This is a genomic window from Sporomusaceae bacterium ACPt, from assembly GCA_041428575.1.
Classification (GTDB): domain Bacteria; phylum Bacillota; class Negativicutes; order Sporomusales; family Sporomusaceae; genus Sporomusa_D; species Sporomusa_D carbonis.
In genome coordinates this window covers 1,512,745-1,531,885 of sequence record CP155570.1, presented here as the reverse complement: position 1 = coordinate 1,531,885, position 19,141 = coordinate 1,512,745, and the positions used below count along the sequence as shown (strand labels likewise).

Annotated in this window: 20 protein-coding genes and 1 riboswitch; all 20 genes read right to left on the bottom strand. The window is 49.3% G+C overall.

Annotation, left to right across the window (positions count from 1 at the left end):
* Positions 1–2: 2 nt before the first annotated feature.
* Complete coding sequence (locus tag SCACP_RS07645; RefSeq protein ID WP_425060751.1) at positions 3–1,535, bottom strand: cobyric acid synthase; 1,533 nt, start codon at positions 1,533–1,535, stop codon at positions 3–5.
* Entirely contained in the window at positions 1,528–2,109 is a 582-nt protein-coding gene (gene cobU, locus SCACP_RS07640; RefSeq protein WP_425060750.1) for a bifunctional adenosylcobinamide kinase/adenosylcobinamide-phosphate guanylyltransferase, read from the bottom strand. Before cobU ends, SCACP_RS07645 begins: the two co-directional genes overlap by 8 nt.
* A gap of 4 nt (positions 2,110–2,113) precedes the next feature.
* Positions 2,114–3,511, bottom strand: coding sequence for a cobyrinate a,c-diamide synthase (locus SCACP_RS07635; RefSeq protein ID WP_425060749.1), 1,398 nt, complete (start codon positions 3,509–3,511; stop codon positions 2,114–2,116).
* A gap of 9 nt (positions 3,512–3,520) precedes the next feature.
* Complete coding sequence (locus SCACP_RS07630; protein ID WP_425060748.1) at positions 3,521–4,102, bottom strand: cob(I)yrinic acid a,c-diamide adenosyltransferase; 582 nt, start codon at positions 4,100–4,102, stop codon at positions 3,521–3,523.
* Between the two features lie 7 nt (positions 4,103–4,109).
* Complete coding sequence (locus SCACP_RS07625) at positions 4,110–4,736, bottom strand: precorrin-8X methylmutase (RefSeq protein ID WP_425060747.1); 627 nt, start codon at positions 4,734–4,736, stop codon at positions 4,110–4,112.
* 38 nt (positions 4,737–4,774) lie between these two features.
* Complete coding sequence (gene cobK, locus SCACP_RS07620; RefSeq protein ID WP_425060746.1) at positions 4,775–5,527, bottom strand: precorrin-6A reductase; 753 nt, start codon at positions 5,525–5,527, stop codon at positions 4,775–4,777.
* Entirely contained in the window at positions 5,524–6,213 is a 690-nt protein-coding gene (gene cobJ, locus SCACP_RS07615; RefSeq protein ID WP_425061350.1) for a precorrin-3B C(17)-methyltransferase, read from the bottom strand. Before cobJ ends, cobK begins: the two co-directional genes overlap by 4 nt.
* Positions 6,214–6,233: 20 nt before the next feature.
* The gene (locus SCACP_RS07610; RefSeq protein WP_425060745.1) at positions 6,234–7,307 is read right to left on the bottom strand and encodes a cobalt-precorrin 5A hydrolase; all 1,074 of its coding nucleotides are present in this window, start codon (positions 7,305–7,307) and stop codon (positions 6,234–6,236) included.
* A gap of 3 nt (positions 7,308–7,310) precedes the next feature.
* Positions 7,311–8,075 (bottom strand): precorrin-4 C(11)-methyltransferase, encoded by a 765-nt coding sequence (gene cobM, locus SCACP_RS07605; RefSeq protein WP_425060744.1) that lies wholly within the window; start codon positions 8,073–8,075, stop codon positions 7,311–7,313.
* Between the two features lie 43 nt (positions 8,076–8,118).
* The gene (cbiT, locus tag SCACP_RS07600; protein WP_425060743.1) at positions 8,119–8,700 is read right to left on the bottom strand and encodes a precorrin-6Y C5,15-methyltransferase (decarboxylating) subunit CbiT; all 582 of its coding nucleotides are present in this window, start codon (positions 8,698–8,700) and stop codon (positions 8,119–8,121) included.
* A complete protein-coding gene (gene cbiE / locus SCACP_RS07595; RefSeq protein WP_425060742.1) occupies positions 8,697–9,329 on the bottom strand; it encodes a precorrin-6y C5,15-methyltransferase (decarboxylating) subunit CbiE in 633 nt (210 codons plus the stop codon). Before cbiE ends, cbiT begins: the two co-directional genes overlap by 4 nt.
* Entirely contained in the window at positions 9,308–10,402 is a 1,095-nt protein-coding gene (gene cbiD, locus SCACP_RS07590) for a cobalt-precorrin-5B (C(1))-methyltransferase CbiD (protein ID WP_425061349.1), read from the bottom strand. Before cbiD ends, cbiE begins: the two co-directional genes overlap by 22 nt.
* A gap of 112 nt (positions 10,403–10,514) precedes the next feature.
* Positions 10,515–10,687, bottom strand: a riboswitch (cobalamin riboswitch).
* A gap of 369 nt (positions 10,688–11,056) precedes the next feature.
* Complete coding sequence (locus SCACP_RS07585; protein ID WP_425060741.1) at positions 11,057–11,590, bottom strand: 2-oxoacid:acceptor oxidoreductase family protein; 534 nt, start codon at positions 11,588–11,590, stop codon at positions 11,057–11,059.
* The gene (locus SCACP_RS07580) at positions 11,591–12,415 is read right to left on the bottom strand and encodes a thiamine pyrophosphate-dependent enzyme (RefSeq protein ID WP_425060740.1); all 825 of its coding nucleotides are present in this window, start codon (positions 12,413–12,415) and stop codon (positions 11,591–11,593) included.
* On the bottom strand, positions 12,415–13,554 hold the full coding sequence (locus SCACP_RS07575) for a 2-oxoacid:acceptor oxidoreductase subunit alpha (RefSeq protein ID WP_425060739.1): 1,140 nt from the start codon (positions 13,552–13,554) through the stop codon (positions 12,415–12,417). Before SCACP_RS07575 ends, SCACP_RS07580 begins: the two co-directional genes overlap by 1 nt.
* Positions 13,551–13,775, bottom strand: coding sequence for a 4Fe-4S dicluster domain-containing protein (locus SCACP_RS07570; protein WP_425060738.1), 225 nt, complete (start codon positions 13,773–13,775; stop codon positions 13,551–13,553). Before SCACP_RS07570 ends, SCACP_RS07575 begins: the two co-directional genes overlap by 4 nt.
* 124 nt (positions 13,776–13,899) lie before the next feature.
* Entirely contained in the window at positions 13,900–15,798 is a 1,899-nt protein-coding gene (locus tag SCACP_RS07565) for a TRAP transporter permease (protein WP_425061348.1), read from the bottom strand.
* Positions 15,799–15,878: 80 nt separating this feature from the next.
* Positions 15,879–16,382, bottom strand: a complete 504-nt coding sequence (locus tag SCACP_RS07560) for a DUF1850 domain-containing protein (RefSeq protein ID WP_425060737.1) — start codon at positions 16,380–16,382, stop codon at positions 15,879–15,881.
* 11 nt (positions 16,383–16,393) lie between these two features.
* On the bottom strand, positions 16,394–17,362 hold the full coding sequence (locus SCACP_RS07555) for a TAXI family TRAP transporter solute-binding subunit (RefSeq protein ID WP_425060736.1): 969 nt from the start codon (positions 17,360–17,362) through the stop codon (positions 16,394–16,396).
* A 186-nt stretch (positions 17,363–17,548) separates the two neighbouring features.
* Entirely contained in the window at positions 17,549–19,141 is a 1,593-nt protein-coding gene (locus tag SCACP_RS07550) for an ArnT family glycosyltransferase (RefSeq protein WP_425060735.1), read from the bottom strand.

The window sequence follows — 19,141 nt, the reverse complement described above, 5'->3', positions numbered from 1 at the left end:
GCCTACCTACCGTCAAATCCATTCATAATCCGGTAGACCAAATCCATATCCATACTCTGGCGGACAACGTCAGCCAACCGGTCATAGGCGGCTTCTTTGCGGGCCTGAGTATCCTGGGTAACTCCCAAAGGCGCAAGACCTTTACGCACCCTAAGCGCATCAAGCACAGCCCTGCGATAACCGTCATTATCAAAAATGCCGTGCATATATGTACCCATTACCAGTCCGTCGTCTGAAACGGCTCCGTCCGGCATATTCACGTCATTGCCTGAGCGAGTGGTAATAGTAAAGGCAGGACTCACAGGCGTCATGAACTGAGTACGGCCCATGTGAATTTCATAACCGGTCAGATTGTCGCCGCTATAGTTAATGCCTAAAAACTTATGGTTGCGGGCGGTTGCCGTTGCCTGATGGGTAACTTTATCGGCTGCAAAAACAGTAATACTGTCAATAAGACCCAAGCCCACCACTTTATCAAGGTTTGATTCAGTATGGTCAGGGTCCTGGACTTCCCGACCCAGCATCTGGTATCCGCCGCAAATACCGATAACCGGTGTGCCGCTTTTTACCAGCTTGATAAGTTCCTGTTCATAGCCATTTTGCCGTAAATATAATAAATCTTCGGTAGTATTCTTGCTGCCGGGCAGGATAATGAGGTCAGGCTTGCCGATTACTTCACCCTGGCGGACATATCTTACCTGAACATCACTCTCGCTGGCCAAGGCGTCAAAGTCAGTAAAGTTCGATATTTTGGGAAGCCGCAGCACCGCAATATCAATTTCTCCGGTATGAGCCACCTTCTGCTTATCTTCAAGCGACACTGAGTCCTCGTCATCAATTCCCAGGCGGTCAAGATGAGGAATAACTCCCACTACCGGTTTGCCGGTCTTAGCTTCAAGAAAATCCAACGCCGGCTTTAGCAAGTTTATATCGCCCCGAAACTTGTTGATAATAATACCTTTGACTAAGTCGCGTTCGTCCGGGTCGAGTAGTTCGAGCGTACCAACCACGGAAGCTAACGCGCCGCCCCGGTCAATATCGGCAATCAGGAGTACCGGCGCCGGAGCCAGTTTGGCAATCCGCATATTGACAATATCATTGGCTTTGAGATTGACTTCAGCCGGACTGCCGGCCCCTTCAATAACAATTACATCAAAATCACGGTGCAGTTTTTGCAGACATTCGGTTACTACGTCCAGCGCCTTAAGGCTGTAACCGGCATGATATTCCTTGGCTGACATGTTGCCAACAGGCTTACCCATCACAATTACTTGCGAACATGAATTGCCTGTCGGTTTTAGTAATACCGGATTCATTTCAACAGCCGGGTCAAGACCGGCGGCCTCGGCCTGGGCTACCTGAGCGCGGCCCATTTCGCCGCCTGTCTTGGTCACATATGAGTTAAGCGCCATATTCTGCGCTTTAAACGGCGTTACTTTCCGGCCGTCCTGCTTGAAAATCCGGCACAAAGCCGTAGTTAAAATACTTTTTCCCACATGAGAACTTGTTCCCTGCAACATTATTGCTTTAGCCATTAAAATCACCCTCCCCCAGGTTAACGGCCAGTTTCTTTAGTTCAACCGCCAGGCCACATACCACCAGATATACTTCGTCCGCACATGCCGCCACCTGCTGGTTGATAAGTCCGGCCACATCGCGATACTCCCGTGCCAGCGCGTTATCAGGCACAATCCCTAAGCCAACTTCATTGGTAACAAAAATTACATCTGCGCATTCTTGCCGGGCACTGGCCAGCAGCTTGGCAATTTTGTCAAGCACAAACCGTCGGCGTTCTTCCCAGTCGGGCGGCGCATCAGGCGCAAGTAACAGGTTGCTGGTATACAGTGTCAGACAGTCAAACAATACGGCATCGGCGCACCGGACAGCCTGGGCCATCGCCTGTTCAGCATTGTAGGGTGCTTCAAATGTCGGCCAATTGGCTGGACGCCGCTGCCGGTGCAACGCGACCCGCTCTTTCATCTCGTCATCATATATTTGCGCAGTGGCAATATAGGCCACTTTCCGGCCCCCCCGAGCGGCATACCGTTCGGCAAACACACTTTTGCCGCTGCGGGCGCCACCAGTAACTAAAATTATCTTCCCGGCCATGGCGTTACCTCCCTGCCCCATTAAGCAGGAGCCTATAGCGGACACACCGCTCGACAAACCGCCTGGCCGCCGGCCTGTTTCCGGCAAAATGCATATGTAAATAGGACGCCAACACGCTGCCACAGGCATAGCCGCCCAGATATTTCACTCCGGTCCGCATTTTCTTAAATTCAAACCCCCACGGAAACTCTTCCGGATGTACATCAGGGATCATCCGGGAGAAATGAAACTCATGCCCGCGCAAAGTTTCCCCGCTGGTACACAACACATTATCAGTCAAGGCTGTTGTTTCCACATAGCCGACAGTTTCAAGTTTGGACTGCATCTGGCATACTGCTGGGATAACGCCCGCCATATCATAGGCCAGGCCATTAAAATCTACGATCTGCCGCGACAAATACATCAAGCCGCCGCACTCAGCGTACATAGGCATTCCCTGCCTTGCCGCCTCCAGGATATCTTTCCGCATTGATCTATTGGCCGACAATTCCTGGACAAACATTTCGGGAAAACCTCCACCCAGGACTACTCCGTCCACTGCGGGTAATTTTTTATCTTTAAGCGGGCTGAATGGAACAATCTCAGCGCCGTATTCAGTCAAAACATCAAGACTTGAAGGATAATAAAAGGTGAATACATCGTCATGAGCTATGCCGATGCGAACCTTAACCTGCCGGCTGTTACTTGCGGGAGCCGGGCGTTTGGCAAGCGGTTCGGCTGTTTTTGCCAGCGCCAGCAATTCATCGATAGCGACTTGCTCACGCACTTGCCGTCCCATCCCGGCAACAGCAGCCGCTGCATCATGCTCGGTAACAGGCGTAAGGCCGAGATGCCGTTCCGGCATCATAAGCTCACTATTCCGGGAAACAGCGCCAATTACCGGAATCCCCAGCTTGTCCAGGGCCTCACATACCATCAGGCGGTGGCCCTCAGAACCCAGCCTGTTAACAATAACTCCGGCCAGATTAACTTCCGGGTCATACATTTTAAATCCGAAAGCTATGGCAGCAACACTCTCACCCATCGATTTCGCATCAATAACCAAAACTACCGGAGCCTTTAGCAATTTGGCAACGGCCGCCGTGCTGCTGACACCGGAACGCCCGCCGTCATACAAGCCCATAACACCTTCAATAACAGCTATATCATTACCTGCCGCCGTATCAGTAAATATTTCGCTCAGAGTCTCCGGCGGCACCAGCCAGGTATCAAGGTTGTGAGCACTCTTGCCACTGGCCAGACGGTGAAAGCCCGGGTCAATATAGTCAGGACCAACTTTATATGATTGCACTTTGAGTCCGCGCTCGGCTAAAGCCACAAGCAGACCGGTAACAATAGTAGTTTTGCCAACCCCGCTGCTAACCCCGGCAATAACCACCCGGGGAATATTTACTTCGCCCATGTTTTCCTCCTAATACTCAATGCCGCGTCTGGCGTCGATGCCGTTGTCAATAGGATGTTTTACTATCCGGCACTCGCTGGCTTGGTGGGCCAACTCGATAAGTTCAAACGGCATATTGCGGCCGGTAAGCACTAATGTTACACCCGGCGGTCGGGTAGTTACCAACTTTAGAACAGCGTCAAGACTTATCAGTTTATGCTTTAGAGCATGGCTGATTTCATCCAACATCAGCACGCCAACACTGCCGTTCAGCAAATCCTGAGCATATTTTAGTGCCTGTGTCGCATAATTATTGGCCGGATTGCGGTTTTCCCTGAAGCACCGGCCACATTTGCTGCATAAGGCTTGGCCGGCTTTTATCTCAGCCGCAATCGGGCAGCCGAAGCCAAACTGCTTAATGCTAAAATTTGGTGCAAGATAGGTAGCGCTATACAATTCGCCGGTATAGCCGCCGCCTTTCAAAAACTGAACCACGGCCGCCCGTGTGCCGCTGGCCGCCGCCCGAACGGCCAAGCCCAGCGCCGCCGTCGTTTTACCTTTGCCGGGGCCGGTGAAAATATATATTTTGCCCTGTGACAACTCTACAGCCATATTTGCTTTAACGGCCCAGCATGTACATTACCGCGTTGACAGAAGCCGCCGCAATCGGGCTGCCGCCTTTATTTCCCAACACGGTAATGTAAGGGACAGGCGAAGTGTTATGTAGCAGTTCTTTGGATTCGGCAGCACCGACAAAACCTACCGGTACACCCACAATTAACGCCGGTTTAATATGATCTTCTTTGATCATTTTCAAGACTTCAAACAATGCTGTCGGCGCATTACCAATAGCAACAATTGACCCGTTGAGCTTAGCGCCAAATCTGCGCATAGCCGCCATCGACCGGGTAATCCTAGCCGCCTTTGCTTCCTCAGCCACTGTTTCGTCAGCAACCAAGCAGTAAGCCTGCCCGCCAAATTCGGCCAACCGACGCTTGTTAATGCCGGTGCGCACCATTTCCACATCACAAAAGATGTCACATCCGGCTTTAAGCGCGTTAAGCCCGGCTTCAATAGCCTGAGGATGAATTTTGATGATATTGGCATAATCCGGGTCTCCGGCGGCATGAATGATGCGTGAATAAACCTTTACAGCCTGTTCGTCTAAGTTAAACCCGGCCAAATACGGCGCGATGATTTCCATGCTGCGCTTCTCAATAGCCATAGGATCCTTTATATACTCCATTATTTTTCCTCCTGCTCGGCTTGTTCTGAACAAATAAATTATGTAAGCAACGCTAATACAGCTTCTTGAGTCCGGCACAAATTCCTGTACTCAACATCCGGTCGGCCAATAACGACCAGCGGCAAACCCAATTCCACAGCAGCCGATATTTTAGTATCAGCACCGCCTACTGTACCGCTGTTTTTGGTTACAATGACCTCAGCGGCATACTCTGTAAACAAAGCCACATTGAGTTGGTGCGAAAATGGTCCCTTGACCGCCACAATATCACCGGGACTAAAGCCCAATGCGATGCACTCGGCAAGCACGTCAGGTTGCGGCAGCACCCTGGCAATTAGGCGGCAGCCGGTTAGTAACGGTTCGGTTTTAAATATTTTAAGCGTGCGGCTGCCGGTAGTCAGAAATATAACCTTGCCCAGACCGGCGGCCAGCTTGGCCGCTTCCGCAGCATCACCGGCCCGATATAACCGGTCATAAGCAGGAGTTATGACTTCATCCCGTTCATAGCGTATATACTTGGCACAGCTCGCTGCACATGCCGCCATGGCGTTTAATGAGACATTGACAGCGTAGGGATGACTGGCGTCAACTACCGCTTTAATTGACCGGGAGGTTATTAGCTCCCGCAGGCCATTTAGATCAAGCTGCCCGGTATGTACGGTAATACCGGGCGCATCAGCCAGACTTCGGCCATAATCGCTGACTACCGATACCAGCACATCATAGCCGCTTGCAGCCAGGCGCATAGCCAATTCCCGGCCATCCAACGTCCCGGCCAGCACTAAAATCATAGCCGGTAGCCCCGCGGCGTTACCATTTTGCCGTCAGCCACATAGGTCTGACTGTTCCCAATGATTACAAGGGAAAACATATCAATATGTTCATTAGTAAATTTATCAAGCGTTGATATGATCATATTTTCTTTGTCCCGGGTAGCATGATGTACAATACCTACCGGGGTTCCCGGATTGCGGTGCTGCAAGGCAATTTCACGCACTGTCTCAATTTGACTTGTCCGCCGGATGCTCTTCGGATTATAGATAGCAATGACAAAATCACCGGCAGCAGCCATTTCCACCCGTTTTCTAATAACTTCCCAAGGAGTTAAGAGATCGCTTAAGCTGATAACGGCAAAGTCATGCATTAATGGCGCACCCAGAATGGCAGCGGCGGCGCCTACTGCACTAATGCCGGGAACGACAGCCACTTCCGGTTGAACAGAGGCCGGATACTTGGCAACAAGTTCCAGCACCAATCCGGCCATACCATACACACCAGGGTCACCGCTGGAAATAACGGCCACTTTCCTCCCGTTCATGGCTTGCTCAACCGCTGCCTGACAACGGTCAATTTCCTGCATCATCCCGGTACCGATTGTGGTTTTACCTGTCAATAATTCTTTGATCAAATCCAAATATGTATCATAGCCAACAATAACTTCGGCACATTCAATAGCCTGCCGGGCCCGGGGGGTCATATCATGAAGGCTGCCTGGACCTATTCCCACCACCGATATTTTACCGGCGTGATAGCCACAGTCACTTTGGGATACTTGGTTTTGGGCAAAATCAGGTTGTCGTTCTGCCCCGCCAGAATAGCTGCTGGTTCGCATACATTCCCCACTCCTATCTGTTCATTGACAAAATCTGATAACGATAGCTTATATTTCTCGATGCAGTGCCGGAGCTGATCATTAGTAAAAAACTCAATAGGCACATCAAGCTGTTGCGCCGCTGCCAGTAAACCAATTTCGTCTTCCTTGACCACTGTACTGCCGATAACAGCGACACTTTTAAAACTGCGCCCAACCTCCCGGCAAGCCTGACTTATAGCTGCCAGAATTTCGGCGCTGGTAGTGCCCCGGCGGCAGCCAAGTCCGATTGCCAGACTCCCTGGCCGCAAATATAAATGCGGTTTAGTAATATTAAGTTCCCTGTCGGTAATGACTACCGCGGCGTCATAGTTATCGGCTTGCCCTAGTTCGCTGACATCAGCCAGCGCAACTCCTTGTTCGTGCGCCAAACACTCGTAGCGCTCGTAATCAGCCAATAACCGGTCAATGAAGAAGACTACCCTGTCACCGTTAACAATAGCTGAATTAATTGTTTTTAAAGAGTTAAACGGCTCAATCGCCAGGTTAAGTTTGACTGCCAGCACATCAGCCGCCGGCAAACTGGCCACATCAGTGGCCGTAGTTATGACCGGCGTAGCGCCGACAGCACCGGCTATCATCCGGGTTAAATCATTGGCGCCGCCAATATGCCCTGATAGCAGGCTGATGGCAAAATTGCCGCCGTCATCTATAACCACCACAGCCGGGTCAAACCGTTTGTCTTTGACGTGCGGCGCAATAACCCGGACAACAATACCGGTGGCCATAATAAATACCAAACCGTCATAGGATGAAAATATTTCGCTGACTAAACCGCTTAAACAAGTATAGGTATTAGGCCAATTGAGCGGATTACGTCCGGCCTTAACATATATATCTACATCAGATCCCAATAACGGCGCTAGCCGTCCGGCAAGCCGGGCCCCTTTACTGGTAACCGAAACTACTGCCAGCTTCACAACTTACCTGGCCTCCTGCGCCTGTCTGAACATGTGTCCAAATTCAGGAGCATACAGCCGTGACAGTGCATAATCGGAGCCTAAAACTTTACCGACCACAATCATGGCGGTGCGGTCAATATGATTATCCTTGGCAATTTGCGCAATGGCAGCCAAAGTACCGCGGAAAATTTTCTGGTCAGGCCAAGAAGCTTTTTGTACGATAGCTACCGGCGTATCAGGCGTATAGCCGCCGTCTATGAGTTCTTTAACAACATTGTCCAATATATGAACACTTAAAAAGATGCACATAGTGGCCTCATGGCTGGCGAGCTTAGCCAGCTTTTCCTTTTCAGGCACCGGTGTGCGTCCTTCCAGGCGGGTGATAATCACTGTCTGCGACACATCAGGCAGCGTATATTCCTGTTTGAGTGCGGCAGCTGTAGCCAAAAAAGAGCTAACTCCCGGAATAACTTCAAAAGTAATATTTTTAGCGGCCAGCGCGTCCATTTGTTCCTGGATTGCACCATAAATACTGGGATCACCGGTATGCAGGCGGACTACCAGCTTGTTTTCGGCTGCCGCACGTTCCATGACCGCAATAACTTCGTCAAGCGTCATCAACGCACTATTATAGATGGCGGCGCCGTTTTTAGCCAGTGACAGGAGGGCCGGATTAACCAGCGACCCGGCGTAGATAATGACATCAGCCTGTCCCAATAAGCGTTGGCCTTTAACAGTTATGAGTTCAGGGTCTCCCGGACCGGCGCCTACAAAAAATACATTCATTAATATTCTCCCTTCTTTTACGCGGTTAAGATCAATGAGCGACCTAAACCTCTTTAGTACACGCGATTATGTATATCGGGTTAAGGGCCTTAAACATATTACTGGCGCCTACCGGCTGAATTCTAGTGATTTGCACACCACTGGCCTCAATGGTGTATTCAGGTTTTTGCCGCATAATCCCCAGCACGGCCGCCAGCGTCTCAACAGTAACAGCAGTAGCTATCAGGCGTCCGCCCGGCTTTAGCAGTTTGTCAGCCCCCGCTAGAATTTCAGGCAGCATACCGCCGCTGCCGCCGATCAAAATTACGTCAGCAGCCGGTAAACCATCAAGCGCTGCAGGCGCTGCCCCCAGTACCGGCTCAACATGAGCGACTCGAAACTTGGCGGCATTAGCCTTAATGAGTTCAAAACCTTCAGGTTCACGCTCAATGGCAATAATCCGGCCCTTACTTGCTAACAGAGCGGCTTCAATTGACAACGAACCTGTGCCGGCGCCAATATCAATTACCGTGTCGTTCATACCAATTTTTGCTTTTGCCAAGGTCAATATCCTGACTTCTTGCTTAGTCATGGGGATATCGCCCCTGATAAACTCACTGTCTGGTATACCCAAATTATGGTTCATGCTTTCACCACCATTACACTATGGTCGAATCCCGGCGTCACCGCCGCCTCGGCCAAAGTCATGGCCGCAACAACTTCATTGTCATAAGACAGATTAGCGCACAACCACACACATGCTGTTTCCGGCCAACCATGGTTTAAGAGAATGCTGGCAATATGGGCGGGATTATGTCTGGTATCAGTTAAAATACCCAACTTGCGTCCAGGCCGGTAAGCAAGTACATCATCGGCAGCCTGACGGCCGTGCATACTGATCAAAGCCGCATCCTGCCATACTTCACCCAGCCGGGCGAATGCCAACTGCGCTGAGCTAATACCAGGAATTACAGTAATGCGTTCAGAAGCAAACCGGTGCCTGAGCGCAGCCAGCATACTATAAAATCCCGGATCGCCTGACACCATAACCACTACATCATGGCTGGCAAGCTGGCCGGCGATAAAATCCAGCACACCGTTAATGTCTTTATCAATAATTTTAGTAACCTGGCCAACGGACGAAAAAGTATCAAGCGCCCGTTTGCTGCCTACCAGAACTTTAGCCGCAGCAATCACGCGGCTGGCAACCGGCAACACATAATCTGGCGAACCAGGACCAATACCCACAACAATTATTTGATATTTACATTCCATCCTAGATGGCCTCCAATTTCCCGGGCTGTCCGGTCAAGACCCAGTATCTCTCCCTGCAAAGTCACAATAACCGTTCCCACCGTCAAATCACCAAACACATAGCGCGTGGCTCTCATACTGGCCCGCTCGGCCAGCAAGTTATATACCCCAGTCATGTTATAACGGGCAATAATTGGCATAACAGCTTCTGTAGTAGTCGAAGCCAGTACCTCTTCGATGGCTGCCTGAGGTGCCCCGCTGGCTGCCAGATAAGCGGCAATCGTTTCGAGCCGGGCGTCAGCCATGCGATTATGCGTATGAAATATTCCTGCCGACACCTTAACAATTTTGCCGAGATGACCAAACAGCAGTACCCGGTGCATACCATATTTAGCAGCGTTTTCCAGCATATGACCGATAAAATTGCTGGTCTGAACAACGGCTGCGGCTGGCAGACCGTAGCGGTTTACGGCGATATCCTGTCCAATTTTCCCCGGAGCAAATACTATGTCTTGATACCCCAACGCTTTTACTACACTGATTTGTGGTACCAACGAATTTTTGAAGGCTTCTTCCGACATTGGTTCAACAATGCCGGTAGTCCCGATGATTGAGAGCCCGCCGACTATCCCTAATATTGGATTCAGTGTCCTTGCCGCCAGCTTTTCCCCACCGGGAACAGAAACAGTTACGACCGCGCCCTTGCCTGGCGGCAAACAATCAAATACCGCTTTGGTTATCATCGTGCGCGGCCCGGGGTTGACCGCCGGCTGACCTACCGGTACTGCTAACCCCGGTTTGGTAACAGTACCCACTCCTTCGCCGGCTTTGATGACAATTTCCGGGTCATCAGTAACAATAACCTCAGCGACTATCTGCGCACCATGAGTAATATCCGGATCATCGCCGGCATCCTTGATTACCGAAGCGACACCGCCACCGGCAATGGCCTGACTTTCAGCCACCGGTGCTACCAGTGTTATTCCTTGTGGTGAAATTACCTCAACTGCGGCAACATGCTGCCCCTGCCAAGCCATAACAGCTGCCTTGGCGGCCGCAGCCGCACAGGTCCCGGTAGTAATTCCTTTGCGCATCGGTTTGTCAGACAATAGAAAAACCCCCTTGAGCAGGGGGTATAACACCAAACACTAGCAACAATATGTCTGATTATTGTACCCACACCTGCCTATCTTCCGTAGGTCCTAACGGCGTGTGCTAGAATAGGCAGGTCTCCTGACTCTGGTTCATCGCCCACCTAAGCCTTCCCGGTTTCCCAGTGGCATAATTTAGGCGGCATCCCCATTACAGTGGCGGGACCGTACCGGTATTACACCGGACTTCCCTATTAAGCACGAAGCACCTATTCCCTTACACTTATTATGTTATAACAATAACTATATTCCATATATTTGTATGTTTTCCTGCTCAGCCAGCCTAATTATAATAAAATTAAATAATTTAAATTTTTTTCTGTAAATTATGCGTTTTTCGCAAATTGGAAAAGGATTTTAGCGGTTTATTGCGAAATGTTATACCGGTCAGACCATCATACCGATAAAAACTTCTATTGGGGGAGTGAAAAGTTTGAAAAAAAGTTGGTAAAAACTGGATGCAAGTACTATTTCGTTATGACCGATGACTAACCGTCATTGCGAACGAATGTGAAGCAATCTCTTTTTTAAGTAACACCATTTCCATAAAAGAAGGAGTCTTCCGTTAACTTGGAAGACTCCTTCTCCTAATATCGCTTATCGCTCAGCCTGCCCTAACACAAAGCCGGTTTCAAGCGCTTTCTTATTAAGTTCTTCAGTGCCTTTGGGTACTCTGGCCAATACAGCTTTAGTCAGGGAATCAATACCGACTACACCGGAAAACCCGGCCAACGCACCTAAGGCAACGATATTGGCAACCATTACATTGCCCAGTTCGTGCCTGGCAATATGGGTGATGGGTAACGCAAGTTTCTGTGCATCTACAGCCGGTACGGTTTTTACCAGCGTAGTATCGACAATAAGACGCCCTGCCGGTTTAAGCAGCCCAATATATTTATTGCACGCTTCCTGGCTCATAGCCAGCATGATATCAGTAGCCGTTGCTTTCGGATAATCAATTTCTTCATCACTGATAATAACTTCCGATTTACTGGCCCCGCCCCTGGCTTCCGGACCATATGACTGGGTCTGAATCGCCTGTTTTCCGTCAATAATCGCAGCCTCGGCCAAGATGATGCCGGCAAGGATAAGGCCTTGGCCCCCAGTACCGCTCAAGCTAATTTGCCACATTTACTTATTCCCCCTTTTGGCCTGCACCTGGGCTATAAGTTTATCATATTCAGCCGTATATTCAGGGGCTTCCGACCGGTGGAGTTCGCCGATAACAAACTTATCTTTAAGTTGCTCCGCCGAAAGCTTAGCTGCCGCCTGGACGTAAATGGCATGATCTTTCTGCCATTCCATCATTTTGGCGGCCGAACCCATTTTGTTTTTCCGTCCGAAGGAAACAGGGCATTGAGTAATGGCGTCGATCACCGAGAAACCTTTATTCTCGATCCCCTTGGCCACCAAGTCGGTCAGCATGGTGGCATGGTATGCGGTAGCGCGGGCCACATAAGTGGCGCCCGCCGCAATAGCTAATGCGCCAATATCAAATGACCGTTCAATATGGCCAAACGGCGCGGTTGTCGACTTGCTCGCCAGCGGAGTAAGCGGCGACGATTGCCCGCCGGTCATACCATAAATGCTGTTATTAAAAATAATCGTAGTAATGTCAATATTCCGTCTGGCAGCATGAATGAAATGGTTGCCGCCAATAGCGGTAGCATCGCCGTCGCCGGTGATAACCAATACATTTAGTTCAGGCTTGGCCAGCTTAATACCGGTAGCAAATGTCAGAGCCCGGCCATGCGCCGTATGTACAGTATTAAAATTCATATACCCGGACGCCCGCGACGAACAGCCAATACCGGACACAATAACTGTTTTGTCCTGTTCAAGGCCCAATTTATCAATAGCGCGGATTATAGAGGCCAAAACAACGCCGTTACCGCAGCCTGGGCACCAGATATGGGGAAATGCTGACTGCCGCAAATATTTTTCGATGTCTGCCATTATTTAGCACCTCCAGCTGCTGTAATAATAGGCGCCAGTATCTCATCCGGCTTGAACAATTCACCGTCAACCCTGGTTACCGCTACAACTCTGTCCTTGCCTACATACCGCTCAATTTCACCAGCCAATTGGCCGTAATTAAGCTCTGGAACAATAACTTTCTTGGCCTGTTGCGCTACCCGCTCAAGCACATGACCGGGGAACGGCCAGATGGTTATTAGCTTGAGTAAACCGGCTTTAACACCCTGCTCTCTGGCAGCCTTAACAGCAGCAATAGCCGCCCGGGCTGAACCCCCGTAGGCAACTACCAGCACTTCAGCATCATCAAGATAGTGCCCGGTATACAGCGTCAATTCATCTTTGGCATTATCAATCTTAGTATGCAGCCGCTCAATAAGTTCGGCAGTAATAGTGTTGGCCTGCGTAGGCTGACCTAGGTGGTTATGAACCAGGCCTGTTACATGATAATAGTAGCCGGAACCAAAGGGGGCCATGGCCGAGACGCCGTCAGCATCCGGTTTATAGGCCTGATACTCACTTGGCGGCACGACCGGCAGCTTACGGTTGATAATCTCAATATCATCCATTGCCGGCAGTTCAACCCGCTCGCGCATATGACCAATAACCTCGTCCAACAGCAGAATAACCGGTGTCCGGAACTTTTCAGCAAAATTAACGGCTTTAACTGTCACGTCAAAACACTCGCGCACCGAAGCCGGCGACAGCGCAATAACACCGCGGTCACCATGACTTCCCCAGCGGGCCTGCATTACATCACCTTGTCCAGGCGAGGTAGGCAAGCCGGTGCTTGGGCCCATCCGCTGCACATTAACAACAACGAGCGGAATTTCCGTCATAGCGGCATAACCGATAAGCTCCTGCTTTAAGGAAAATCCCGGGCCACTGGTGGCAGTAAGGGCTTTCACCCCTGTCAGGGATGCGCCGCACACGGCTCCCATACTGGCAATTTCATCTTCCATTTGGATAAACTTGCCGCCGAGTTGCGGCAGCTTTTCGGCAAGTATTTCAGCAATTTCCGTGCTCGGGGTAATAGGATATCCGGCAAAAAAACGGACACCAGCCGCCAACGCGCCTTCGGCACAAGCCTGATTCCCCTGCATTAACCGCGCTTTAGTCACTTGGTATCACTCCCATCATACTCTGCCTTAGTTTGTTCGGATTTTGTCACCTTCACGGCAAAATCCGGGCAGCGAATCTCACATTGACCACATGCAACGCATTTATCAATATCTTTTACATAAATTTTGCCCATATCGTCCAGAGCAAGGACTGATTTTGGACAAAAGTGCACACAGATACCACAGCCCTTACACAGTTTAGGGTTAACAGTCAGTGCCATGTTAGTTTTTTCACTCCTCTTATAGCCCATGTCTCAATGGAACAGATTTTAGTATATACCGTAATATTATAAGACATAATAATAATTTATTCAATATTTGCCGGTCAATTACCACGGCTTTCTTTTAAGCGCCCAAAGACGCTGACTGAGAAACCTTCTTTTTCCGTATCTGAATGATAATACCGGTCACTAACATGACTACACCGGCAATATCAGTCCATATACCCGGGTCAATAAGCATTAAACCACCTACAAAGAATAAAATCCGTTCAGCAAGAGACATATTGGCCAAGCAATACCCTATCATGGCAGCACCAATCCCTGTCATGCCGCAAATAGCGGTAGTAAGGTTTTGCACAATACCCAGACTAGTACTGCCAATAAGTATTATTTGAGGGCTAAACACAAAGATATACGGAATAATAAACGCACCGATGGCCAGCTTGGTGGCCGTTACCCCTGTCTTAAACGGGTCAGCTTTAGCAATCCCGGCCCCAGCGTAGGCTGCCAACGCCACAGGCGGTGTAATGTCTGCCACGATGCCAAAATAAAAGACAAACATATGGGCGGCTAAGACCGGTACGCCAAGGAGAACAAGCGCCGGAGCGGCAATGGTCGATGTAATTACATAATTTGCGGTAGTCGGAGCCCCCATGCCCAAAATGAGTGATGCAACCATTGTAAACATAAGCGTTAGAAGCAAATTACCACCTGCTAGATCAACAAGTCCGTTGGCCATTTTGAGTCCTACCCCGGTTAAAGTAACAACACCGACAATAATACCGGCAGTAGCGCAAGCGATAGCCACCCCCAACGCACTTCTGGCTCCGGCTTCAAGCGCGTTGATGATATCAGCCAGACTCATGCGCGTCTCTTTTTTTATCATACCGGCCGCTACTGAAAATGCCAGGCCGACCAGCGCCGCCCTAACAGGTGTAGAACCTTCAGTCAGCACATAAATGATGGCGACAAGCGGCACAAATAAATGTCCGCGTTCTTTTATTACCGACCAAACTGTAGGCAATTCCGAACGGCTAACTCCTTTCAATCCCAGGCGTTTGGCTTCAAAATGCACGGAAATTAATACACCGAGGAAATACAAGAGAGCCGGGATAGCGGCGGCTTTAGCAATCTCAATGTAGGGCATGCCGATGAACTCCGCCATCAAAAAAGCGGCAGCACCCATTATCGGCGGCATAATCTGGCCACCGGTCGAAGCCGAAGCTTCGACCGCCGCTGCAAATTCCGGCCGGTAGCCCAGTCTTTTCATCATGGGAATAGTAAAGCTGCCTGATCCAACAGTATTAGCGACAGAACTGCCCGATATAGTACCTTCCAAGGCACTGGTGATTACGGCAACTTTGGCCGGGCCGCCTGAAGCCCAACCGGCAATAGCGTTGGCAATATCAATAAACAGCTTGCCAATGCCGGTACGCTCCAAAAAAGCGCCAAACAAGAGGAACAGAAAGATAAAAGTAGAGGATACTCCCAACGGAATGCCCAAAATACCTTCAGTAGTGTAGTACATATGGGTTACGATCCGTTCCACCGAGTAACCGCGGTGGGATAAGAAACCGGGAAAATAATTGCCAAAATAAGCATAAATCAAAAAAGATGCGGCAATAACCACAATCGGTGTGCCAACAACCCGGCGGGCGGCTTCCAGGGTAAACAACACCCCCAAAATGCCAAACAGCAAATCCGTTTGGGTATAGTTACCGGCCGCAGTCATAATATGCTGGTAATTGATGGTCAGATAAAGACCGGTAAAAACAGCCAGCGCGGCAGTAATGTAATCAACGATGCCGATCCGGTTTGACGACTTCTGCCTTGCCGGATACAGCAAGAATACCAATGCAAAAGCAAACGCCAAATGCACTGACCGCTGGATTTGAGCGGCAAACATGCCAAACATTCCTGTATACAAATGATAACAGGAAAAAAGCACGGCAATCACGTATACCAACTTATACTGAAATCCTTCAAGCTTGCGGAAAGTCGACTCTTTATCAACTTTCTTCATTAACGCTTCCAGTTCGGTTTGCGATATTTCCGGTTCAACCTCAGAACTGCTCCCGGTGTTTTTGCTGTCATGTAGATTACTCAATTAAGACACCTGCCTTTCCACAATTCATAATAAGAAACTTTGGCAATTGCAAATTGCAGCCCTGTCCCCGGGGCAACCAAATCGGCCAGATAAACCTCTTGGTTATTAATTGTCAGCGAGTGTTCGGCAACAGTACCGACAAATACCGTAAAATTATCCAGCGTGCGGTTAATATTGGTAAGTTCAAGCAGCCCCTGAGCATTGAACTTTAGTTCCATGCCAGCAACCGAAGTCTCCGGCATACCAGCACCGAAAGAATCATAAACCGATTTAACCACGCGAAAGTGGTCGTCTTCTACCCGAATATAGTCATATACGGGGCGTTTATTCACTGAATGGATAAATTTAATAACAAATTCCTGACCTGATTCTACGCGGGCATAGAGTACAGGCCTGGCAGTTTTTGCAGCCGTTATGGCAAGAACGGTATGAATGGGGACGGCGGCAATAAACAGCAGTAATGCTGCAACGCCGCCGGCCACAAGTAAACTTTTGCGCATATTAGCCTATCTTATTTCAGTACTCCTTTTTCCTTAAAATATTTAGCCGCGCCCGGATGGAAAGGTACTGGCATGCCTTTGACAGCCGCTTCTAAGCTAAGCTCTTTGCCTTTGGCATGAGCTTTGCCCAACTCAGCCTGGTTTTCAAACAGGGCTTTCGTAATGTTGTAGACGACATCTTCTTTCACTTCCGGGTTAACAATAAGAGTAGCGCTTACGGCTACTGTCTTGACCGCTTCAGTCTGGCCCTTATAAGTGTTAGCCGGAATAGTCACCGGCGCCAAGAAGGGATATTTCTGAGTCAGCTGGGCAATTTTATCATCAGTCAGTGTTAAAATTTTGATATTGTGCTGGGAAGCAATATCCTGGATAGCAGAATTAGGAATACCGGCAGTTACCAGGAAAGCATCCAAGTGCTTATCTTTGAACTGGTCAGCACATTCCGCGAACGAAAGGTACAGCGGAGTAAGCGATGTGTAGTCCATACCAAAAACATCAATGAGTTGCCGGAAATTGGCTTCAGTCCCACTACCGGGAGCACCGACGCCGACCTTTTTGCCTTTCAAGTCAGCAATACTGTTAATGCCACTATCAGCCCCCACTACCAATTGGATAATCTCAGGATACAATACAGCAATACCACTTAGGTTGGGAAGCTTTTCTTTAAAAGATTCCTTTCCGTTATAGGCATAATCCAGCATGTCGCTTTGAACAATAGCCAATTCGGCCTCTTTCTTGTTAACAAGACGCAGATTTTCGACCGATGCGCCGGTAGACTGAGCCGTAACATTAACGTTAGGAACCTTGCTGTTAAAGATTTGCGCCATAGCCCCGCCAAACGGATAGTAAGTGCCTGCCGTCCCACCAGTAGCCAAGATCATTTGCGTTGTCTTCTGAGCTGTTGTTTGACTGCCGCCGCAACCAGCCAGTACACTTGCCACCATCACACACACTACTAATACGGCTAAAACCTTTTTCATAATGTCCCCCCTAAAAAATCATGGTCAGCAGGTTTACCCTTCCCCTCCTTCCGCCCCTGCTAATACCACATATTTCATTAATTAATATTAATTGGATATATTCATAATATTTTCCTGCTCATTGCTGTTTGAAAATTATAAAAATAATAAAAAAATAACCCAGACATAAGTCTGGGTATTTAGGTGTCAACGGTACGCCTGGCGCTGATATAGTATCATATCATGCTGGACGGCAACCGGGGTATAATCACTCGCCCAGGATTGTGAACGAAAACTTTGCTCGTCCCTGCCTTTAGTAAGAATAAAAGCTTGCGGCTCTAGCTCAGACCGGGCTACATAGTCGGCAAAAGTTTCCTTAGGCATAGTATATTTACCTGACCATACACTTTGTTTACCGGCTTCTTCCTGGCCTGTCACAAGCAACGGCATAATATGGCCGCTGTAAAATACCATTGAGGCGGCGTATTCGCCGTAAGCCCCTATTGCATAGCCACTTGGCGGCAGTACGCCGGCCAGCGCTTTGGCCGAGCGGGTTGCCGCCAGTGGTGCCAGGGCTGTACTCACCAACACCAAACTGAGAACAACTACGGCAAGAGCTGTCATTTCAGGCAGACGGCTGAATTTGCCGATAAATTGCAGCCACAGCAACGCGCCGATAGTGACAGCCGCCAAAATGTATAATAGTATGCGGCTGTCAGCAATATAGCTGCGACCAGCCAGCATACCAACCACTACCAGAAGAGCCGGTACCGATAGCCACAGCCACTCGGAGCGTTTTTCCCGCTGGCGCATTTGATATAAAAGCTTGCCCATTAACAGAGCGGCAGGAAAGCTGGCCGGAAAGACATAGGTCGGATATTTTGTGGCCATAAGGGTATAAAATAACAGCATTACCCCCGGCCACACCACCAGATATGCGGCAAGCGGCGAACTTAGCTCCTGCCGGATATCTTTCAGGAATTTAAACAGAAGACCTGTCCACGGCAGTAAGCTAACGGGAAACAGCACTAAATAGTAATAAAAAACATTGTCTTTGGGATGTTCCGACACTGTTGCCCTGAGATAATTATGCAGCCCGAGGAAGGTATCAATAAAATCTCGTCCATGCGCAAAGTACATCAGCGCATACCATGGACCGGCAACCAGCAAAAACACAGCTAAACCGGAGAAGATACGCAGCCGGCAAAACAGCCGCCATTGCCGGGTCAGCACAATATATACAAAGACGGTCAACCCAGGCAAGACAATGCCTACCGGGCCTTTGGTCAAAACAGCCATACCGGCGGCCGCATAAGCAGCCCAATACCATACTGTCCCCCCCTCGCTAAGCCCGAGAAAGAACAAGGCCATGGCCGCACTATTGAAAAAGAGTAAAACGGCATCGGTAATGATCATTCGGGCCAATACCCAAAATTCAAGCGAGGTTGCCAGGACCAAAGCGGCCAGCCACGCTGTTTGACGGTTGTATACTTTACCGGCAAACCAGTACAGCAAAGTTACACTGGCGGCGCTAAATACCCCGGCCGGAAACCTCGCTGCAAATTCATTAATTCCAAATAACTTATAGCTAAGCGCAATTAACCAGTAAATCATTACCGGCTTGTCAAACCAATATTGGCCATAAATCCGGGGTGAGAGCCAATCGCCGCTTTCAAGCATTTCTTTAGCTGTCAGCGCATAATTTGACTCTACCGGATCGGTAACAGCAATCGAGCCGTTAAATGTTACATAACACATTAACGCCACTAAAAATATCAAAGTCAATCTAATACCCTGCAT